General features: G+C 61.4%; 15 protein-coding genes and 1 pseudogene. 7 read left to right on the top strand and 9 right to left on the bottom strand.

The window, feature by feature from the left end; genetic code table 11:
* Positions 1-163: 163 nt before the first annotated feature.
* Complete coding sequence (locus AC07N8_RS19325; protein ID WP_493145503.1) at positions 164-1,495, bottom strand: MFS transporter; 1,332 nt, start codon at positions 1,493-1,495, stop codon at positions 164-166.
* Positions 1,496-1,623: 128 nt separating this feature from the next.
* On the opposite strand from AC07N8_RS19325, the gene AC07N8_RS19320 reads away from it, so the two are divergent.
* A complete protein-coding gene (locus AC07N8_RS19320; protein ID WP_493145505.1) occupies positions 1,624-2,520 on the top strand; it encodes a LysR family transcriptional regulator in 897 nt (298 codons plus the stop codon).
* 3 nt (positions 2,521-2,523) lie between these two features.
* Here AC07N8_RS19320 and AC07N8_RS19315 read toward each other — a convergent pair whose 3' ends face one another.
* From AC07N8_RS19315 to galB, 3 genes are read right to left on the bottom strand one after another with little or no spacing between them, the layout of a single operon-like run.
* Positions 2,524-3,600, bottom strand: a complete 1,077-nt coding sequence (locus tag AC07N8_RS19315) for a 4-oxalomesaconate tautomerase (protein ID WP_493145507.1) — start codon at positions 3,598-3,600, stop codon at positions 2,524-2,526.
* Positions 3,601-3,602: 2 nt separating this feature from the next.
* Positions 3,603-4,319, bottom strand: a complete 717-nt coding sequence (locus AC07N8_RS19310; protein ID WP_493145509.1) for a 4-carboxy-4-hydroxy-2-oxoadipate aldolase/oxaloacetate decarboxylase — start codon at positions 4,317-4,319, stop codon at positions 3,603-3,605.
* Positions 4,316-5,050: a 4-oxalmesaconate hydratase gene (galB, locus tag AC07N8_RS19305; protein ID WP_483839759.1), complete on the bottom strand. Its 735-nt coding sequence runs from the start codon at positions 5,048-5,050 to the stop codon at positions 4,316-4,318. Before galB ends, AC07N8_RS19310 begins: the two co-directional genes overlap by 4 nt.
* A gap of 155 nt (positions 5,051-5,205) precedes the next feature.
* On the opposite strand from galB, the gene AC07N8_RS19300 reads away from it, so the two are divergent.
* Positions 5,206-6,438 carry a LysR family transcriptional regulator gene (locus tag AC07N8_RS19300; protein WP_493145511.1) on the top strand — a complete coding sequence of 411 codons (1,233 nt, stop codon included), beginning with the start codon at positions 5,206-5,208 and terminating at the stop codon, positions 6,436-6,438.
* Positions 6,439-6,578: 140 nt separating this feature from the next.
* Here the strand turns inward: AC07N8_RS19300 and AC07N8_RS19295 are convergent, their stop codons facing one another.
* The 3 genes from AC07N8_RS19295 to AC07N8_RS19285 all read right to left on the bottom strand — a co-directional run bounded on the left by AC07N8_RS19295 (position 6,579) and on the right by AC07N8_RS19285 (position 10,574).
* Positions 6,579-7,826, bottom strand: coding sequence for an OprD family porin (locus AC07N8_RS19295; RefSeq protein ID WP_493145513.1), 1,248 nt, complete (start codon positions 7,824-7,826; stop codon positions 6,579-6,581).
* A 122-nt stretch (positions 7,827-7,948) separates the two neighbouring features.
* Complete coding sequence (locus AC07N8_RS19290; RefSeq protein ID WP_493145515.1) at positions 7,949-9,211, bottom strand: gallate dioxygenase; 1,263 nt, start codon at positions 9,209-9,211, stop codon at positions 7,949-7,951.
* 25 nt (positions 9,212-9,236) lie between these two features.
* On the bottom strand, positions 9,237-10,574 hold the full coding sequence (locus AC07N8_RS19285) for an MFS transporter (protein WP_483839763.1): 1,338 nt from the start codon (positions 10,572-10,574) through the stop codon (positions 9,237-9,239).
* 225 nt (positions 10,575-10,799) lie between these two features.
* Here AC07N8_RS19285 and ilvD point away from each other — a divergent pair, with 225 nt between their 5' ends.
* Entirely contained in the window at positions 10,800-12,482 is a 1,683-nt protein-coding gene (gene ilvD, locus AC07N8_RS19280; RefSeq protein WP_493145517.1) for a dihydroxy-acid dehydratase, read from the top strand.
* Positions 12,483-12,623: 141 nt separating this feature from the next.
* On the opposite strand, the gene AC07N8_RS19275 is transcribed toward ilvD, so the two are convergent.
* Positions 12,624-13,349: a methyl-accepting chemotaxis protein gene (locus AC07N8_RS19275; protein ID WP_410922736.1), complete on the bottom strand. Its 726-nt coding sequence runs from the start codon at positions 13,347-13,349 to the stop codon at positions 12,624-12,626.
* 132 nt (positions 13,350-13,481) lie between these two features.
* Positions 13,482-14,237, bottom strand: a pseudogene (locus AC07N8_RS19270) (MCP four helix bundle domain-containing protein); the annotation flags it as partial.
* A 219-nt stretch (positions 14,238-14,456) separates the two neighbouring features.
* Between AC07N8_RS19270 and AC07N8_RS19265 the strand changes: the two are divergent.
* From AC07N8_RS19265 to AC07N8_RS19250, 4 genes are all read left to right on the top strand, one after another.
* Complete coding sequence (locus tag AC07N8_RS19265) at positions 14,457-15,317, top strand: CAP domain-containing protein (protein WP_493145519.1); 861 nt, start codon at positions 14,457-14,459, stop codon at positions 15,315-15,317.
* A 384-nt stretch (positions 15,318-15,701) separates the two neighbouring features.
* Positions 15,702-16,364: a hypothetical protein gene (locus tag AC07N8_RS19260; protein ID WP_493145521.1), complete on the top strand. Its 663-nt coding sequence runs from the start codon at positions 15,702-15,704 to the stop codon at positions 16,362-16,364.
* A 427-nt stretch (positions 16,365-16,791) separates the two neighbouring features.
* Positions 16,792-19,047, top strand: coding sequence for a catalase/peroxidase HPI (katG, locus tag AC07N8_RS19255; RefSeq protein WP_493145523.1), 2,256 nt, complete (start codon positions 16,792-16,794; stop codon positions 19,045-19,047).
* A gap of 348 nt (positions 19,048-19,395) precedes the next feature.
* Positions 19,396-19,620, top strand: coding sequence for a hypothetical protein (locus AC07N8_RS19250; protein ID WP_483839768.1), 225 nt, complete (start codon positions 19,396-19,398; stop codon positions 19,618-19,620).
* The last annotated feature ends 6 nt before the right edge of the window (positions 19,621-19,626 follow it).

Raw genomic sequence — 19,626 nt, 5'->3', positions numbered from 1 at the left:
TGCGTCAACAGTCAGAATCGAGCCTAGTCCCTCCTCCTCCCTTCAAGTCCTACCATACAAGCGAGCCTGCTCGCGAAAGCGGTGTGTCAGTTGATGTGAATGTCGACTGATACTCCGCTTTCGCGAGCAGGCTCGCTCCCACAAGGGAACTGCGGTGGCTGTACTATTCAGGCAGCAGAAGTTGACGTTTGCGAGAAGGCAATGCGATTGCCAGTGCCAGAACGATCAACCCCGCCGCCACCGCAAACGTCACCCGCATGCCATTACCGGCAAACACCGCGCCCATCGCCGATGCCCCCGTGATCAACCCCAGATTGCGCGACAGACTGAGCAACCCGGCAATCACCCCGCGCTGATCGGCGCTGACATCGCTCATGACCAAGGTGTTATTGGCCGCCTGAAACAGCGCATAACTGCCAGTGATCACCGCGATGGGAACGACATAGCCCGGCACACCAAAACCCGCCGGCATGATCGCCAATACCCCGGCGCCCAACGCCAGGGTCGCCAGCCCGAACAGCGTCATGCGCTGCGCCCCGAATCGATCCACCAGACGCCCCGCCGGCACCCCGCCCAGCGCCGCCACCAGGGGACCGACCGACAAGGTCAACCCGACCAGCGCGGCGTTCAGCCCCAGCGTGCCCGAGAGATAAAACGGCCCGACCACCAGCGTCGACATCATCACCGTCGACACCAATGCACTCATGGCCAGGCTCGCACTCAGCCCTCGTTCACGGAACAGCGCCAGCTTGATCAAGGGCGACGTGGATCTAGCCTCGACCCACAGGAAAACTCCACCACCGACACCCGCAACCAGCAGCAACCCCCAATCACCCAACGTCATGGCCAGCGCATACGCGCCGAGCGTCAGCGCCAACAACAGCGTCCCCGGAAAGTCGAAACCACTGCGCCGAGCCACAGGCCGATCCGCCGGCAAACAGCGGTAAGCCAGTACAAAATTCAAGACACCCAACGGCACGTTGACCAGAAAAATCGTCTGCCAGCCGAACCCTGAAATCAGCACACCGCCCAACGAAGGTCCCAGCGTGGTGCCCATCGCCGACATCGTCCCCAGCAACCCCATGGCGCTGCCGGTCTGCGCTTTCGGCACCGTATCGGCGACAAACGCCACGGTCAGCGCCAACATGATCGCCGCACCCAAACCTTGCACCGCACGGGCCGCCACCAGCCAGCCCAGCGAAGGCGCGAGCCCACAGGCCAGCGAAGCCAGGGTGAAAACCACGATCCCGCTCAACAACAAGCGTTTGCGACCGATCAAGTCACCGAGTCGTCCAACGCTGACAATCAACGTCGTGATCGCCAGCAGGTACGCCAGGACTATCCACTGCACGCCCTGAAACGCTGCATCAAAGGTCTGAGCCAACGTCGGCAATCCGGCATTGGCGATGCTGGTGTCGAGGGAAGGCATCAACATCGACAGCGAAAGGCTGGCGAGTGCCCAGCGGACCGGGGCGGAGGACGTGAGGGGTTTCATGGGCTGGCCACTTCTGAAAGATTGGCTTTCAGCGTATGCGCGCCGCTGACATGGCGGAAGACGCAGCGTTTGCACTTGATACCTGCACGCAACGCCATGTCACCGCCAAGGCGTGCTAACGTTCAGCCATGACCATGCCCGATCTGAACCTGCTGATTACCCTCGATGCCCTGCTCGCTGAAGGCAGCGTCGCGCGCGCCGCTCAACGCTTGCGCCTGAGCCCATCGGCGATGAGCCGTGCGCTGGCGCGTTTGCGCGAAACCATCGGCGATCCGCTGCTGGTGCGCGCCGGCCGTGGGCTGGTGCCAACACCGCGAGCGCTGGAACTGCGCGAACAGGTCAGCCAACTGGTGCAGCACGCCGAAGCGGTGCTGCGCCCGGCCGAGCAACTCGACCTCAAGCACCTGACCCGCACCTTCACCCTGCGCACCAGCGACGGCTTCGTCGAAAACTTCGGCCCGGCACTCATCGCCCGTCTCGGCGAGCAAGCGCCCGGCGTGCGTTTGCACTTCCTGCAGAAACTCAACAAGGACAGCGCGCTGCTGCGTGACGCAAGCGTCGATCTGGACACCGGCGTGGTCGGCGACACCACCAGCCCCGAAGTGCGCACCCGTGCGTTGTTCCAGGATCGTTTTATCGGCGTGGTGCGCCCCGGGCATGCGTTGAGCGAGGGCGAGATCACGCCCGCCCGTTACGCCTCGGGTCGGCACATCCTGGTCTCGCGACGCGGGCGCGACAGCGGGCCGATGGATGATGCGTTGCAATCACTGGGGCTGGCGCGAGACATCGCCACCATCGTTGGCGGCTTTTCCGCTGCACTGGCACTGGCCCGCGCCTCGGACCTGATCGCGACCGTGCCCGAACGGCACACGCAAAACCTGCGTGCCGGTTTGCACAGTTTCCTACTGCCGATCCCGACGCCGCCGATCACGATCTCCATGCTCTGGCACCCGCGTATGGATGCGGACTCGGCGCATCGGTGGTTGCGCGACTGCGTTCGTGAGGTGTGTGCGCAGGCTCAATAGCCCTCACTTCGACCAGACCGCTTGCGGAACACACACCACCCCCTCGAACAACAACCGTGCGGTGCGCATCAACCCGCACCCGGCCAATTGCCCTTCCTTCAGGCGCAATTCCACGGTGAACTCGCCGGTGGGATGCTCAATCGACAACCGTCGCACGTCGCCCTCGCCAACGCTGGCCAGCCCCGTCGCCACCGTATCCTCGATCAAACACGCCGCGGCGACACTGACCGCACCGAATACGCCGATGCTGGTGTGGCAACGATGCGGAATGAAGCTGCGGGTACTCAGCGCCCCACCCGCTTGCGCCGGCGCCACCAGGCACATTTTTGGCACGTTACGCTGGCGTACATCGCCAAGATTCATGAGCGGTCCGGCTTGCAGGCGGATGGCTTCGAGACGGGCCTTGAGTTCGACGTCAGCGTCCAGTTGTTCGGGGCTTTCATAGCCGCTGCAACCCAGCGCCTGGGCGCGGATCAGCACCACCGGCATGCCATTGTCGATGCACGTGACGTAAACCCCGTCGAACATATCCAGGGCATTGCCGGTCGGCAGCAACGCACCACAACTGGAGCCGGCGACATCCTCAAACTCGACGATCAGCGGCGCGGCATGCCCCGGCACGCCATCAATCCGCGCATCACCTGAGTAGCGCACGCTACCGTCCGGTGTGGGGACATGCGCGACGGCGATCTGTCCGGTGTTTTCCATGAAGATTCGCACCGGGGTTTCGTCGCCGGTCACGGCCACCAATCCACGTTCGATGGCGAACGGGCCCACCGCGGCCAGGATGTTGCCGCAGTTCTGCCCGTAATCGACGCGGGCCTCTTCGACCAGTACCTGGGCGAACAGATAATCGACGTCCGCCTCGGCGCGCGAAGAAGGTTTGATGATCGCGACTTTGCTGGTCAGCGAATCACCGCCGCCGAGGCCGTCGATCTGACGTTTGTCCGGCGAGCCCATGACCGCCAGCAGCACTTGGTCACGCAGCGCCGGCTGATCGGGCAAATCGCCCGCCAGAAAATACGCGCCCTTGGACGTACCGCCACGCATCAGCAGGCACGGAATGCGGGTTTGTCCCATGGTCAGTCTCCGAGTTCGTCGAGGCTGTCGACATAGCGCAAACCCTTCTCTGCCAACCGGCCCCGCATGTTGTAGATATCCAGACCCAGCTCGCCCTTGGCCAGGCGCAAGGCTTTCTGTTCTTCCAGGTCGGCACGGGCGCGGCTGGCGTCAACCACCTGCGGCACTTCGGCGCGACGCACAATGACTACGCCGTCATCATCGGCCACCACCACATCCCCCGGATTGACCAACTGACCGCCACACACCAGCGGCAGGTTGACCGAGCCCAGGGTCTCTTTGATCGTGCCTTGGGCACTGATGGCGCGGGACCACACCGGGAAGCCCATTTCACGCAGCGTATGGGTGTCGCGCACACCGGCGTCGATCACCAGGGCACGCACGCCATGGGCCTTCAGCGACGTGGCCAACAGGTCGCCAAAGTAGCCATCGGTGCACGGTGAACTGGGGGCAACCACCAGGATGTCGCCGGGCCGGCATTGCTCCACCGCCACATGGAACATCCAGTTATCGCCCGGTGCGACGAGCACCGTGACCGCCGAACCGCTGATGACAGTGCCCTGTTGGATCGGTGTGATCGACGAGGCCAGCAAGCCCTTGCGCCCCTGCGCCTCATGAATGGTCGCGACGCCAAAACGTCCGAGTTCATCGACCAGCGATGCCTCGGCCCGAGTGATGTTGCGCAGCACAATGCCGGTTTTTCCGATGTGCTCGCTCATCCGAGGTTCTCCGTCACACGGGGGAAGATGCTCTGGTAGCCCTCGCCATAAATGATGTTGCGGGTCGAGGTGATCCCGACGTTACGTTTGGCTTGCACGCCACGTTGCAGCGCGACACGGGTGTAGTACTCCCACAAATGTTCCTGACCGGCCATGCACTGGATCGCCGCGTACTTTTTGTCCCAGACATCGGTGATGTCCAGCAACACGTCCGGGCGCCATTCGCACTGCTCTGGCTGGTGCGGTTCGAAGCTGTAGACCGGTGGCGCGCCGACGATTTTCTCGCCCGGTTTGTAGCCCTCGGCCTGGGCGATGATGCGTGCCTCTTGCGTCAGGTTCATGGCCAGTGGGTGATCGTAGTTGTAAGGGTCTTTCAGCGAATGGCTGAGGACGAATTCCGGCTGGACCCGGCGAAACACATCGGCCAGGCGGAACAGCGTGTCCTTGTCGGCGCGCATCGGGTAGTCACCGATGTCGAAGAACTCGACGCTGGCGCCAAGAATGTCGGCGGCGGCCTGTGCTTCTTCGCGGCGTGCGTCCTTGACCTTCGATTCGCTCATGTCGCCCTTGCGCCAGAGCTTGGCCGACTCACCGCGCTCGCCGAACGACAGGCAGACGATGTGCACGTTGTAGCCCTGCTGCGCATGCAGTGCGATGGCACCGCCCGCACGCCAGACGAAATCGGCAGAGTGTGCGCTGACGACCAGCGCGTTTTTGGATGACTCGATCATTGCGGGTGCTCCTCCTGCGTGTCGAAAGAGCATCGCACCGGGGCCCATCGGTGGAGTAATGCGTTCGAGTGTTCGAGGTATGCGTTTTTTTTATTGCCTCCCCTCAAGCACAGAGGCATAGTCCGGCGAAACGTGGACCCGTCGAGCATGAACCCATGGAAACCCCTGAACTTCCCAGCCTGATGCACGTGCGCGCCTTCGTCCGGGTGGCTGATCACGGCAGTGTTTCCAAGGCGTCGGTGGCGCTGTTTCGCGCCCAGTCGGTGGTCACCCGCTCGATTTCCGAGCTGGAGGCGCGGCTTGATGTGCCGCTGTTCGAACGGCACGCCAACGGCATGCGCTTGACCGATTTTGGCGAACGCCTGTTACCCCGCGCACGGCGGGTGCTGGCGGAACTGGACAGCGTGCCGAAGTTGCTGGGCGCCGGCGACAAACTCGCCGTGGAGCCGTTGTATCTGTTCCAGGCCCGACGCCTGCAAGTGTTCGTCAAACTCTGTGAAACCCACCACATGCAAACCGTGGCCAGCCTGTTGGGCCTAAGCCAGCCGGCGGTCAGTTCGACGCTCAAGGTGCTGGAAAGCGGTTGCGGCCAAACCCTGTTCGAGCGCACGCCTCGCGGGTTGCAGCCGACCCGGGCCAGTCATGAAATCCTCTTTCCGATCCGCCGGGCGTTGAATGAACTGCGTCATCTGGACACCGACATCACCGCCATTCGTGGGGCATTGCAAGGCGTGGTGCACGTCGGCGCCCTGCCCTTGGGCCGCACGCGCATCCTGCCCGAAGCGATTGTGCGCCTGGTGGCCGAACACCCCGGCATTCAGGTGATCACCAACGAGAGCCCGTTCGATTTGCTGGCGACGGAACTGCGCGCCGGCGATGTGGATTTCATTTTTGGCGCCTTGCGCTCAGCAGCGTACGCCAGCGACCTGGTCGGCGAGTCGCTGTTCACCGAAGACATGGTGGTGTTGGCGCGACGTGATCATCCGCTCGCCACGCAAACGGATTTTCACCAGGCGCTCGGTGCCACGCAATGGGTGCTGCCGCGTGCCGGCTCGCCCGCCAGAAAGATGCTCGATGACTGCTTCACCGGGTTCGGCATCGCCGCCCCACGGCCCGTGGTGGAGAGTGCCGACATGGCGATCATTCGCGGGCTGTTGCTGCGCTCGGACATGCTCGCGGCGGTGTCCGCCCATCAACTCGAACAGGAAATTGCCTCCGGCGAGCTGTGCATCCTGCCGCTGCGGCTGCCACAGACCACCCGCGCCATCGGCCTGACCTACCGCAACGCCAGCCTGCATTCACCGGTGGCTCAGGCGCTGATGGAGATGATCCGCCGGGTGATTTGCGAGGAAGCGACCGAGGTCCGGCAGGGGTTTGTCGGTGACTGAGTAATCGCCATCGCGAGCAGGCTCGCTCCCACATTTGATCTTCGTCTTACACAGATTTTGTGTTCACTGAAGATCTACTGTGGGAGCGAGCCTGCTCGCGAAGGCGGTAGCCCATCAAACGATGGGCCATCAGCCTGTCGTCAGAGCAAGCTCAGCGGATAGCTGATGATCAAGCGGTTTTCATCAAACTCATTGGTGCTGTAGTCGCGACGAATACTGGAGTTGCGCCATTTGACGTTGAAGCTCTTCAACGGGCCGCTTTGTACGGTGTATCCCAGCTCCGACTCACGCCCCCACTCCTTGCCGTCAGTGACGGTGCCAGTGTGGATGTTGTCGCCACTGATGTAACGGTTCATCAGCGTCAGGCCAGGCACGCCCAGTGCGACAAAGTTGTAGTCATGACGCAGCTGCCAGGATTTCTCCCGGGCACTGTCGTAACTGCTGTTGTAGCTATCGTTGGCCAGGGTGCCGCCGCTGGTGCCGTTGACCCGCATCCACGCATCATCGCCCGTGAGTTTTTGCAGCCCGACGTAGAAGGTACTGCCGCCATAACGCGCCGACAGCAGCGCCGAGACCGTACGGTTATCCAGATCACCCGCGCGGGCGCTGCCGTCTTCACTGCCCCAGAAATAGCCCAGGTTCGCGCCGAGGGTCCAGTCCCCCAGTGGCTGACTGTGGACGATTTGCAGGTATTGCTGCTGGTAGATGTCCTTGAGCTGCGCGTTCCACGCACCGATCATCGTGCGTTTGTCGTTGAAGCTGTATTCGCCACCGACAAAGTTGAAACGATCAGAGGTGAACGCAGTTTTGCCCTGCATGAACATGTCTTCCATGCTCGCATCGTTGCGTGGGCTGTTCTGCCGGAACTGACCGCCGTACAGGCTCAGGCCAGCCAGTTCCTGCGAGGTGACCTGCCCGCCCTGAAAGGTTTGTGGCAACGAACGGCCATCATCGGAACGCAGGATCGGCAGCACCGGCATCCACTCGCCGACCTTCACTTCGGTCTTGCTCACTTTCATCTTCCCGGCCACCGCCAGCCGACCGAAGTCATCGGCGGGACGTCCGTCGCTGCCAATCGGCAACAACTGCGTACCGCCCGTGCCTTTGCCGCCATCCAGCTTGACCGACAGGAGGCCGAGCGCATCGACGCCAAAACCCACCGCCCCCTGAGTGAACCCCGAACGCGCGTCGAGGATGAAGTTCTGCGTCCACTCCTCGGCCTTGCCCTGCGGGTACGCGGGGTTGGTGAAGTTGCGGTTGATGTAGAAGTTACGCAGGTTCAGGTTGGCGCTGGCGTCTTCGAGGAATCCGGCCGCCGAACCCGCCAACGGAAATGCCGAGGCCATGGCGAAGGTGCAGGCGATACGAGGGTTAACCGTGATTTTCATTGTTATTGTTTTCCGATTTTTGGGTAAAGAAAGGCCCTGCGCCCGCCGAAGCCGGGCACAGTGAGATCAAACAAAAAAGTGCAAGGGGCGGCCCGGGAAGCGCCGCGAGAATGTCGGCGCGATCAGCGCGGTGCTTTACCCGCCACCGAATAGAGCACTTGCTGATTGCGGGTTTTCATGAAGTCTTCCAGGCTTTGCCCACGCATGGCTGCGTAGACCTGCAGGTTGGGAATGCCCAGCACCGCTGCGAGTTTTTCCAGCACAAAGAAGATCGCCCCGTAGTGGATCAGCCCGCGCCAATCACGGCGACGCAGCAGATCGCGCTCTTCGTCGCTCAAGGCGCTTTCATCGAACAGCGCCTCGGGCGCATCGAGAAAACGCTGACGCCACTCGGGCTCGATCATGCGGTGCAGAAACTTGTTCAGGCGATAACCCTTGGCGCTGCGTTCCAGGGTGAACGGGTACGTCCCTTGCAGTTTCTCGATCCCGGCCAATTGGTGTTGCATGTGCTGCACGTGACGCGCGTTGACGTCGGCAGGCACTGGTTGATCCTGGTTTTCCAGGAGCAAGGTGGCGATGCCGGTCATCGACGGCAGGTAATAATCCTGGTGCTGGTTTTTCACCGTGGCCGACAACGCGCCGCGCATGATCAGCCAGGTGATCACCTCGGAGCCTTCCATCCCGCCGAGGGTGGCGTACTCGGCGTGGGTCATTTCGGTCAGGCGCACCGGGTCGTTCACCAGCAGATCGATGAACTGCGCGTCCCACTCCGGGTTATTGAACCCGCAACGCTCGCCATGCACCTGATGCGATACGCCGCCGGTGGCGACGATCGCGACCTTCAAGTCTTCAGGGTAGCTTTCGATGGCCCGGCGCAGGGCCTGGCCCAGCTTGTAGCAGCGCAACGCACTGGGAATCGGGAACTGCAACACGCCCACTTGCAGCGGCACGATCTGCACCGGCCAATCCGGCTCGCACGGCAGCAGCGCCGACATCGGCGAGAAGAAGCCATGATCCAGTGGCTTGTCGCGGAAGAAACTCATGTCGAACTCATCGGCCATCAGACTCTGACCGATGTGTCGCGACAGGGCCGCATGCCCGCCAACCGCAGGCAGCGAGCGTGGATTGCCGCCCTCGTCGGCGACCTCGTAACGCTCATCGACCCCAAGGGAGAACGCGCCGTAGTGGTCGAAGAAAAACGAGGTCACATGGTCGTTGAAGATGTAGAACAGCACGTCGGGTTGCCGCTCTTTGAGCCAGACCTTGATCGGTTCGAAGCCTTCGAAAATCGGCGCCCAGGCCGCCTCGTTCTGTTTGTCGTGATCGACAGCGAAGCCGATGGTGGGAGTGTGTGAGACCGCGAGGCCACCGATGATGCGTGCCATGACAAATTCCTGTGTTTGAAAGAGATTATTGCGCCAGCAAGGCCCGGTTCACCCGGCGCCGTGCATGACCGTTGGCCAGGATCGCCAGCGCGGCGATAAAGGCCGGCACGCTCAACAGGGCGAACAGCAACGGCAGACCCAAGCCGAGGCTGAGCACCGCACCGCCGATGAGAGAACCAAAGATAGCCCCGAAACGCCCGATGCCCAGCATCCAGCTCACCCCGGTGGCGCGGAAAGCGGTCGGGTAATAACCCGGCGCGAAGGCGTTGAGCCCGGTCTGCGCACCGCTCATGCAGAACCCCGCCGCGACCACGCCGATGGCCAGCAGGCTCGACTCAAGACTGAAGGCCCCCAGCAGCAGAATGAACACACCGCCCAACGCATAAGAAGTCGCGATCACCGCGTTCGGATTGCGTCGATCCATGGCCCAACCGACCAGGATCGCACCGACGGTGCCGCCAATCTGAAACAGCCCGGTAATCGTCGCTGCGCGTTCGATCGACAAACCGCCTTCGCGCAACAGCGTCGGCATCCAGCCCATGGTCAGGTAGATCACCAGCAGGCCCATGAAATAGGTGAGCCACAGCGCAAACGTGCCGAGGCGGAAACGCTCGGTGAACAGCATCCGCACCGGGGCTTTTTGCTGCGCCTGGGGCTCGGTCATGATGAATTGGGTAGCGCCGGTGAACGTCCCGCCCAACTTGTTCAAGACCTTGGCAATCTGGCTGGCGGGGGCATTGTGAGCGGCCAGAAAACGCGCCGACTCGGGCAACAACAGCCACAGGAACGGCACCAGCAACAGCGGCAGGATCCCGCCAAAGAGCAGCACCGCCTGCCAGCCGTGCCCCGGAATCAGCCATGCCGCGACAAAACCGCCCAAACCCGAACCCATGTTGAAGCCGGTGAACATGATGGTGATGAACAGCGAGCGGTTGCGCTCCGGCAGGTACTCGGACAGCAATGTCGTGGTGTTGGGCATGGCCGCGCCCAGTGCCACGCCCATGAACAGCCGCAATGCCGCCAGTTCGTAGGGGTTACGGGCGAACGCACAGGCCAGGCTCAACACACTGAAACCGGTGACAGCGCACAGCAGCACCTTCTTGCGCCCCAGGCGATCGGCGTATGGGCCGGCCGTCAACGCACCGATGGCCAGACCGACCATGCCGGCGCTCATCACCGGGCCGAACGCTGCTTTGGACAACCCCCACTCCTGAATCAGCGAAGGCGCGATAAAGCCCATGACCGCGACGTCGAAACCGTCGAACAGCACAATGAAAAAACACAGGGCCATGATCAGCCACTGATAAGGCGCAACCGGACGGTTGTCGATCCATGCCTTGATGTCGACGGTTTCAGTACTCATGCATTCACCTTCTTATTTTTTTGAAATTGCAGCAGGCGTGGCGTCGATGCGCGACGGTCAACCTGTTGGGCGTGACTCTAAAGCCGCAGCCGCCTGCACCGCCTCTGGGAAATCCTTAAGGGGGTATCGGTTTTTCTTATCGGGCCGAATCGGCGAACCGGGGCTAGACTTAAAAACCCCGGGCTTGGGCCGCACCGGTCAGGTCATTTGAGGTGAGGAACTGTCATGAGCGACACAGACGATCTGCGCAAATACTCCTCCCAGGTCATCGACGGCGTCGAAGCCGCACCTGCCCGCGCAATGCTGCGCGCCGTGGGTTTTACCGATGCCGACTTCAAGAAGCCGCAGATCGGCATCGCGTCCACTTGGGCGATGGTTACGCCGTGCAACATGCACATCGACAAGCTCGCCCTTGAAGTCGAAAAAGGTGCCAACGCAGCGGGCGCCAAAGGCGTCATTTTCAACACCATCACCATTTCCGACGGCATCGCCAACGGCACTGAAGGCATGAAGTATTCGCTGGTGTCGCGCGAGGTGATCGCCGATTCGATCGAGGTGGTGGTCGGTTGCGAAGGCTTTGACGGCCTGGTGACCGTGGGCGGTTGTGACAAGAACATGCCGGGCTGCCTGATCGGCATGGCGCGGCTCAATCGCCCGTCGATTTTTGTCTATGGCGGCACAATTCGACCCGGCGCGGGACACACCGACATCATTTCCGTGTTCGAGGCTGTAGGGCAGCATGCGCGGGGGGATATCAGCGAGATCCAGGTCAAGCAGATTGAAGAAGTGGCGATTCCCGGTCCCGGCTCCTGCGGCGGGATGTACACGGCCAACACCATGGCCTCGGCCATTGAAGCGTTGGGCATGAGCCTGCCGGGGTCCAGTTCTCAGGACGCGGTCGGCAGCGACAAAGCCTCAGACAGTTTCCGCGCCGGCCAGCAGGTCATGGAGCTGCTCAAGCTGGACCTCAAACCCCGCGACATCATGACCCGCCAGGCCTTTGAAAATGCGATCCGCGTGGTCATCGCCCTCGCCGGCTCGACCAATGCGGTGTTGCACCTGCTGGCCATGGCGAATGCCGTGGATGTCGACCTGACGCTGGATGACTTCGTCGAACTGGGCAAGGTGTCGCCGGTGGTGGCGGACCTGCGCCCCAGCGGCAAGTACATGATGAGTGAACTGGTGGCCATTGGCGGTATCCAGCCGCTGATGAAACGCATGCTCGCCGCCGGCATGCTGCATGGTGATGTGCTGACGGTGACCGGCAAAACCCTCGCGGAAAACCTCAAAGACGTCCCCGACTATCCTGAAGGCCAGGACGTGATCCTGCCCTTCGACACGCCAATCAAGAAGGACTCGCACCTGGTGGTGCTGCGCGGCAACCTCTCGCCTACCGGCGCCGTGGCCAAGATCACCGGCAAGGAAGGTTTGCGCTTTGAAGGCACGGCGCGGGTTTATCACGGTGAGGAAGGCGCGCTGGCCGGGATTCTCAATGGCGAGGTCAAGGCTGGCGATGTGATCGTGATCCGCTATGAAGGGCCCAAGGGTGGGCCGGGTATGCGCGAGATGCTGTCGCCCACTTCGGCGGTGATGGGTAAAGGGTTGGGCAAGGAAGTCGCGCTGATCACTGATGGGCGTTTCTCCGGTGGCTCGCACGGGTTTGTCGTGGGGCATATCACGCCGGAGGCGTTTGAGGGGGGGCCGATTGCGTTGGTTGAGGATGGAGACAGGATCACTATTGACGCGGAAACCCGGCTGATTACGGTGGACGTGACCGACGCGGTATTGGCCGAGCGCAAGACCCGTTGGGTGCGGCCGGAGTCCAAGTACAAGCGTGGGGTGTTGGCGAAATATGCCAAAACAGTGTCGAGTGCTTCGGAAGGGGCTGTGACGGATAAGTATCTTTAGGGGTTCTTGTGCTGCCTGATCCACCGCTTTCGCGAGCAGGCTCGCTCCCACATTGGATTTGTGAACAACCAAAATCTAATGTGGGAGCGAGCCTGCTCCGGGCGGCGTTCCGACGAAGGCGTCCTGCCAGACACCATCAATTCAAAGCCTGAACCGATCCACCGACTGCGACAGTTTCCCCGCCAGACTCGACAACTCATCAGTCGTCGAAGCCGTCTGCCCGATCACCTTGCTGTTGCCTTCCGACATCCCCGCAATCATATCCACCTGATGCGCAATTTCGTTGCTGGCCAGGCTTTGCTCGCCGATGGTGCGGGTAATGTCGTTGACCAGTTGCGTGGTGCTCAGCGTCGCGTCGAGGATTTCACGAATCGCGCGCTCGACGTCGGCGGTCACCGCCATGCCTTTGTCGACCTGCGCCACGCCCGCTTCCATGCTGGTCACCGCTTCGCGGGTGCTTTGCTGGATGCGCGCGACCATGCTGGCGATTTCCTGGGTGGAGGCGCTGGTGCGGCCGGCGAGGTTGCGCACCTCGTCGGCAACCACGGCAAAGCCACGGCCCTGCTCACCGGCACGGGCCGCCTCGATGGCAGCGTTCAACGCCAGCAGGTTGGTCTGGTCCGCGATGCCCTTGATCACCTGAATGATGTTGAAAATCCCTTCCGACTCCTTGTCCAGCGTGCGAATCACCTGAGCCGACTGCTGCGCGGAGCGGGCAATGCCGTCCATGTCTTCGACGACCTGATGGATCACCCGACCGCCATCCTTGGCCAGTGACTCGGCCTGGTTGGCCATGTCCAGCGCGCGTTCGGCGTGGCGGGTGATTTCCTCGATGCTCGCGGTCATTTCGCTGGCGGCGGCGGCCATGGTGCTGGCCGCGGCGCTTTGCTGCTGGCTGCTGTCGGCGACTTGATGGCAGCCGCTGCTGAGTTGATCACTCATGCCGCTGACGCCATGGGCATTGCTGCGCACCACCTCGATCATGCCGCGCAGGTCGCGTTGCATGGTCGCCAGGCTGCGGATCAACGCGCTGGCTTCATCCTTTTGTGTCGGCTCGACAATCGGTTCGCTCAAGTTGCCGTGGGCGATGCTTTGGGCGATTCGGCTGGCGGTCTGCAACGGCCCCATGATGCTCATAATCACCCAGCGCCCCTGAATCAGCAGCAACACCAGGCTGGCGATCAGCACGATGCCGAGGGTGAAGTTGGCACTGTGGATGGCTTGCGCCGTGCCTTGGCTGGTCTGTTGCGTGTTGGTTTCGATCAACTCGCTGAGCGCACCCATCTGGTCTTCCAGCTGACTGAACGCGGTATTGAAAGTGCCCAGTTCCTTTTGCGCCGCTTCAGGATTTTCCAGCGCCAGGCCGACGATACGCTCGGCTGCGCTGATGTAGGTGTCGAGGCTCGGTTTGACCTTGTTCAGTGCGGTCTTGAGGGTGTCGTTGACCGGCAGCTTGAGGTTATCGCCCAGCACTTCACGAAAATGAGCCGTATGTTCCTCGATGGAACTGTGTACTTCAGCCTTGCTGCTGGTGCTTTTGCCCAAGCCGACCAGCATCGCCGACAGCACATCGGCGCGCAGGGCGTCATGCATCATGTCGGCTTCGAGGTGGTTGCGCAGCGCGGTCATGCTGATCTCGCTCTCGCTCACCGCGTCAGCCATCTGCGTGTTGCCCACGTAACTGACCAGGCTGACGATCAGCGCGGTGAGCACACTGGTGCCGATCAACAAGAGTAAACGGAGTTTTATCGACATGGTGCAGCCCTCTGTTGGCACGTCGGCATTATTCAAAAGCTATCGACTGCGAACGCCACATATTTAAGGCTGGGCCGGTTCTTTTCGCCTTTTGCGACATGCGGTAGGCAAAGCCGCTGTTTTGGCGCCCTTGGGTCCTGAACCTAGTTTCAAAACCCCAGTCATACAGGCGCCTTGAATGCCCACTTACCGTCGTCTCTGATCAGAGCTGTCCGCCTCATGCACCCGACTGTCCTCGCCTTGCGCCGCGCCTCGCTGTGTCTTTTGCCTGTGTTTGCTCTATTTGCCTCCCCCGTTCATGCCAATGGCGAACGCCAACTGGTGGCGGCAATCAACGACTACCGCGCCCATCCCCAGCGCTGTGACAGGCGCCCGGCACAACGCCTGGCACCGCTGGCGCTGAACTCCAACCTGGCGTTGCCCATCGGCTATGGCGGCGGTTTGCGTGATCGGCTGAAGGCTTCCGGCTATTCCGCGGTGACCGTACGCAGCATTCGGGTGGTCGGCGCGCAGGATGCCGATGAAGCGTTTGACATGCTTCAGGACGATTACTGCGGGGCGCTGCTGGACGGCCAGTACGCCGACATTGGTGTCAGCCGCGCCCGAAGTGAATGGCAAGTGGTGCTGGCACAACCGGTGCTCGACCACAAGGTCGGCGATACACGAGCCGTCAGCAAAGCCTTGCTCGCGCAGGTCAACGCCGCGCGGGCCAAACCGCGGATGTGTGGCGGTCAGCGATTCTCCGCCGCGCGGCCGCTGAGCTGGAACCCTGCGTTGGGCGCCGCCGCACAAGGGCACAGCAAGGCCATGGCCTACGGCAACTACTTCGCCCACCGCGACCCCGACGGCGACATGCCCGCGGATCGAGCGAGGGCCGCCGGTTACCGCGGCCGGCAGATCGGCGAAAACATCGCCGCCGGGCAGAGTTCACCCAACAAGGCGATGGCCGGATGGCTGGCCAGCCCAGGACATTGTGCGAATTTGATGAACCCGATGTTTACTCAGGTAGGCGCTGCGTATGCGGCGGATGCGCGAAGTGATGAGGGGGTGTATTGGACGATGCTGTTCGGGGCGCAATGACCTTCGGCCAGCCACGCAACCTTCCGGCCCATTGAAATCCTGTGGGAGCGTGGCTTGCCCGCGACGAGGCCATCAGCCCCACAAGCAATCCCCAACAGAAGCATTAGACCCAACAACCTCGCTGCATAGAACCGAATGCAATCAAAAACCGCGTTTAGTCCGGAACCCGGCCTTCCAGACACTTTACGTGTGCAAGTCGGCAAAGTTTGGCGAACTATACTGATTGATCAGATTTCTCATGTGTCATGTAGAACGTCGACACCCGCGCACCTGTCAGGCGCCCCGTGCCATTTGCCAACAACTTGATCCCGAGCCGATTTTGCCAAGGAACGAATGGCAAGCAGTCCCCCGATTGCTGTATGGCCAACGGGTGTGGAGAAGAGCATGAACTACAAGCTTTTTACCGGCGTTGTATTTGCGGTCGCGACAACAATGGCCATCCCGGTTGGTCTGTCCAGTGCCTGGGCTGCGGAACAGCGGGCATTGGCTTCGGATGGAGCGGATCATGTAGGGGCTGGTCAGGTCGCCTCCGATGGGTCGGATCATGTGGGCGCTGGTCAGGTCGCTTCCGACGGTTCCGATCATGTTGGCGCTGGACAGGTCGCTTCCGACGGTTCGGATCATGTCGGCGCTGGTCAGGTTGCTTCCGACGGTTCAGATCATGTCGGCGCTGGTCAGGTTGCTTCCGATGGTTCCGATCATGTTGGCGCTGGACAGGTCGCTTCCGATGGTTCGGATCATGTGGGCGCCGGTCAGGTCGCTTCCGATGGTTCGGATCATGTCGGCGCCGGTCAGGTCGCTTCCGATGGTTCGGATCATGTCGGTGCCGGTCAGGTCGCTTCCGATGGTTCGGATCATGTCGGCGCCGGTCAGGTCGCTTCCGATGGTTCGGATCATGTAGGGGCTGGTCAGCTGGCTTCCGACGGTTCGGATCGCGTGGGTGCCCCTCGTCTCGCGTACTCCTCACGTGTGGGCGTTGGCTCTGATCGCGTCGCGTCGAATCTGATGTCCGGTAGCTACACCGACCAGTTCAACGCGCCAAGGTAATAACAGCCGCTGAGGCCCTGCCAAAAGCCATGGGAAATACGTTCGCCAGCGCCAGCGTATTTCCCGGGCTGCCGCCCAAATGCGGTCAATCTCACCCCCGACAATAAAAGCTTTTGCCTATCAGCCCCGAATACTCCACCTATTAGCTGACTTGCAGATAGGCGTCTAACCTTATCCCAGCGCTGGCGTCAGCCGGCCGGTTTTGAGCTGATAAGGAGACAGGAATGAGTCAGAAACATGACTAAGCCTGCCGTGGGCCACCGTGATTGCACCTCGTTTTTTGCTGTACCGATAGCCGTGTGATCAAAACAATCAGTGAATCGAACTGCTGGCCCAGCAGCCTGTGTCATTGCTTTCGCTCGTCGCTATTCCAGAACCCACAAAGGGCCGGATAGCCCGGATGAACACGACCAAAGGTAGCTCGCACATGGCAAATGAATCGAAATGCCCGTTTAACCACGCCGCCGGCGGTGGCACGACGAACCGCGATTGGTGGCCGAACCAGCTGAATCTGAAAATCCTGCACCAGCACTCGTCCCTGTCCGATCCCCTGGACGAGGGCTTCAACTACACCGAAGCGTACAAAAAACTGGACTTTGCCGCGGTCAAACGAGACCTCACGGCACTGATGACCGATTCGCAAGACTGGTGGCCAGCCGACTTCGGTCACTATGGGCCACTGTTCATTCGCATGGCCTGGCACGCCGCGGGCACCTATCGAACCGGCGATGGCCGTGGCGGGGCCGGCTCCGGCCAACAACGCTTTGCGCCACTCAACAGCTGGCCGGATAACGTCAGCCTCGACAAGGCACGCAGGCTTCTCTGGCCGATCAAGCAAAAATATGGCCGCAACATTTCCTGGGCCGACCTGATCGTACTCACCGGCAACGTCGCGCTAGAGTCCATGGGCTTCAAGACTTTCGGCTTCTCCGGTGGTCGCGCCGACGTCTGGGAACCGGATGAGGACGTTTACTGGGGTTCGGAAAACAAATGGCTGGGGGGCGACACCCGCTACGACAAGGCGCAAAAAGCCGTGCAAGCGCCCGGCGATGTTCCACTCGTGGCCGAGCCTGGGAGAAATGAAGACAGCCGTACCGATCAGGGGCGCAATCTGGAAAATCCACTGGCCGCCGTGCAGATGGGTCTGATCTATGTGAACCCGGAAGGTCCGGAGGGCAATCCCGATCCCGTCGCTTCGGCACTGGACATTCGCGAAACCTTTGGCCGCATGGCGATGAACGATGAAGAAACCGTAGCGCTGATCGCGGGCGGTCACGCCTTCGGTAAAACCCACGGCGCAGGTCCCGCCGACAATGTCGGCGCCGAGCCCGAAGCCGCTGGTCTCGAACAGCAAGGCTTTGGCTGGAAAAACAGTTTTGGCACCGGCAAAGGCGCGGACACCATCACCAGCGGCCTGGAAGTGACCTGGACCACCACACCGACAAAATGGAGCAACAACTACCTGGAAAACCTGTTCGGTTTCGAGTGGGAACTGAGCAAAAGCCCCGCCGGAGCGAACCAGTGGGTGGCAAAAAACGGTGCCGGTGCCGGTACTATTCCGGATGCACACGACCCGTCGAAACGGCGCAATCCGACCATGCTGACCTCGGACCTGGCCCTGCGCTTCGACCCGATCTACGAGCCGATTTCGCGGCGCTTCCTGGCCAATCCCGATCAACTGGCCGATGCCTTCGCCCGCGCCTGGTTCAAGCTGATCCACCGCGACATGGGCCCCCTCTCCCGCTACCTCGGCCCGGAAATGCCGAACGAAGAACTGCTGTGGCAAGACCCGATCCCGGCGGTCGATCATGCCTTGGTCAACGACAGCGATGTCGCCGCACTCAAGAGCAAAATCCTCGCCGCCGGCCTGTCGGTTTCGCAGCTTGTATCAACCGCTTGGGCAGCGGCTTCGACCTTCCGCGGCTCCGACAAACGCGGCGGTGCCAACGGCGGACGCCTGCGTCTGGCTCCGCAGAAATTCTGGGCAGCCAATCAGCCGGAACAACTGGCGAGCGTGCTGACGAAACTCGAAAGCATCCAGAACGAGTTCAACAGCGGCGGCAAGAAAGTCTCGCTGGCGGACCTGATTGTGCTAGCCGGTAACGCCGGCGTGGAGCAAGCGGCAAAAAACGCCGGGCACACCGTCACCGTGCCATTCACGCCAGGACGGATGGACGCCTCACAAGAGCAAACCGATGTGGAGTCCTTCGGCTTCCTTGAACCGATTGCCGATGGCTTCCGCAACTACCTGAAAACCCGCTACCGCGTATCGGCCGAGCAATTGTTGATCGACAAGGCACAATTGCTGACGCTCACCGCGCCAGAAATGACCGCGTTGATCGGCGGCCTGCGCGTGTTGAACACCAACGTCGGACAAACCCGCCACGGCGTGTTCACCCAGCAACCGGAAGCGCTGACCAACGACTTCTTCACCAACCTGCTCGACATGGGCGTGGAATGGAAACCGACCTCCGAAGCCGCTGAGGAGTTTGAAGGCCGGGATCGCAAAACCGGTCAGGTGAAGTGGACCGGGACGCGGGTGGATCTGGTCTTTGGTTCGAATGCGCAATTAAGGGCATTGGCTGAGGTGTATGCCAGCAGCGACGCGAAGGAGAAGTTTGTCAAAGACTTCGTGGCGGCATGGACCAAGGTGATGAACCTGGATCGGTTTGATGTGAAGTGAGGCACCTGTTGAACCTGTGAGGCCTTGGATAGGCCTCCCCGACCCGGTGACAAGGGCTGGGGTGGCCTGTCTCGGCGCCGATCGACACCACAATGAAGATCCCCTGTGGGAGCGAGCCTGCTCGCGAAGGCGGTGTATCAGTCAGCATTGATGTTGAATGACACACCGCCTTCGCGAGCAAGCCCGCTCCCACAGTTTTGATTGTGTGGTGTCAGTTTATAAAGCCTCGACCCCTCACCGACCAAGGATCAACGCTCTCGATAACGACTATGCCCAAGGGTGTTTTTTCATCACAGGGCTCCAGCACTACAGTGGCGACATCTTCTTCCCACACTCTGGAGCAACATCATGAAAAGCATCATCGGTCTTGGTTTCGCCCTGTCGGTCCTTGGCGCTACGTCCGCTATCGCCGCCCCGCATGCCACCTCGCAGGTTGTCGCTGCCGTCAAGGTCAGCCAACCAGCAACACTGAACGTAAACACCGTCGGTCTCGATCACAAGGACAGCCAGCCAAGCACACTCTACGTCGCTGAAAACCGTCCTGAATTCGGTTCGAAGTATCAGCGTTATTGATCAACA

The organism is Pseudomonas sp. GW821-FHT10C09 (genome assembly GCF_059415465.1).
Note: the sequence above shows the minus strand (reverse complement) of the source record. Positions and strands in the feature narration are given on the sequence as shown.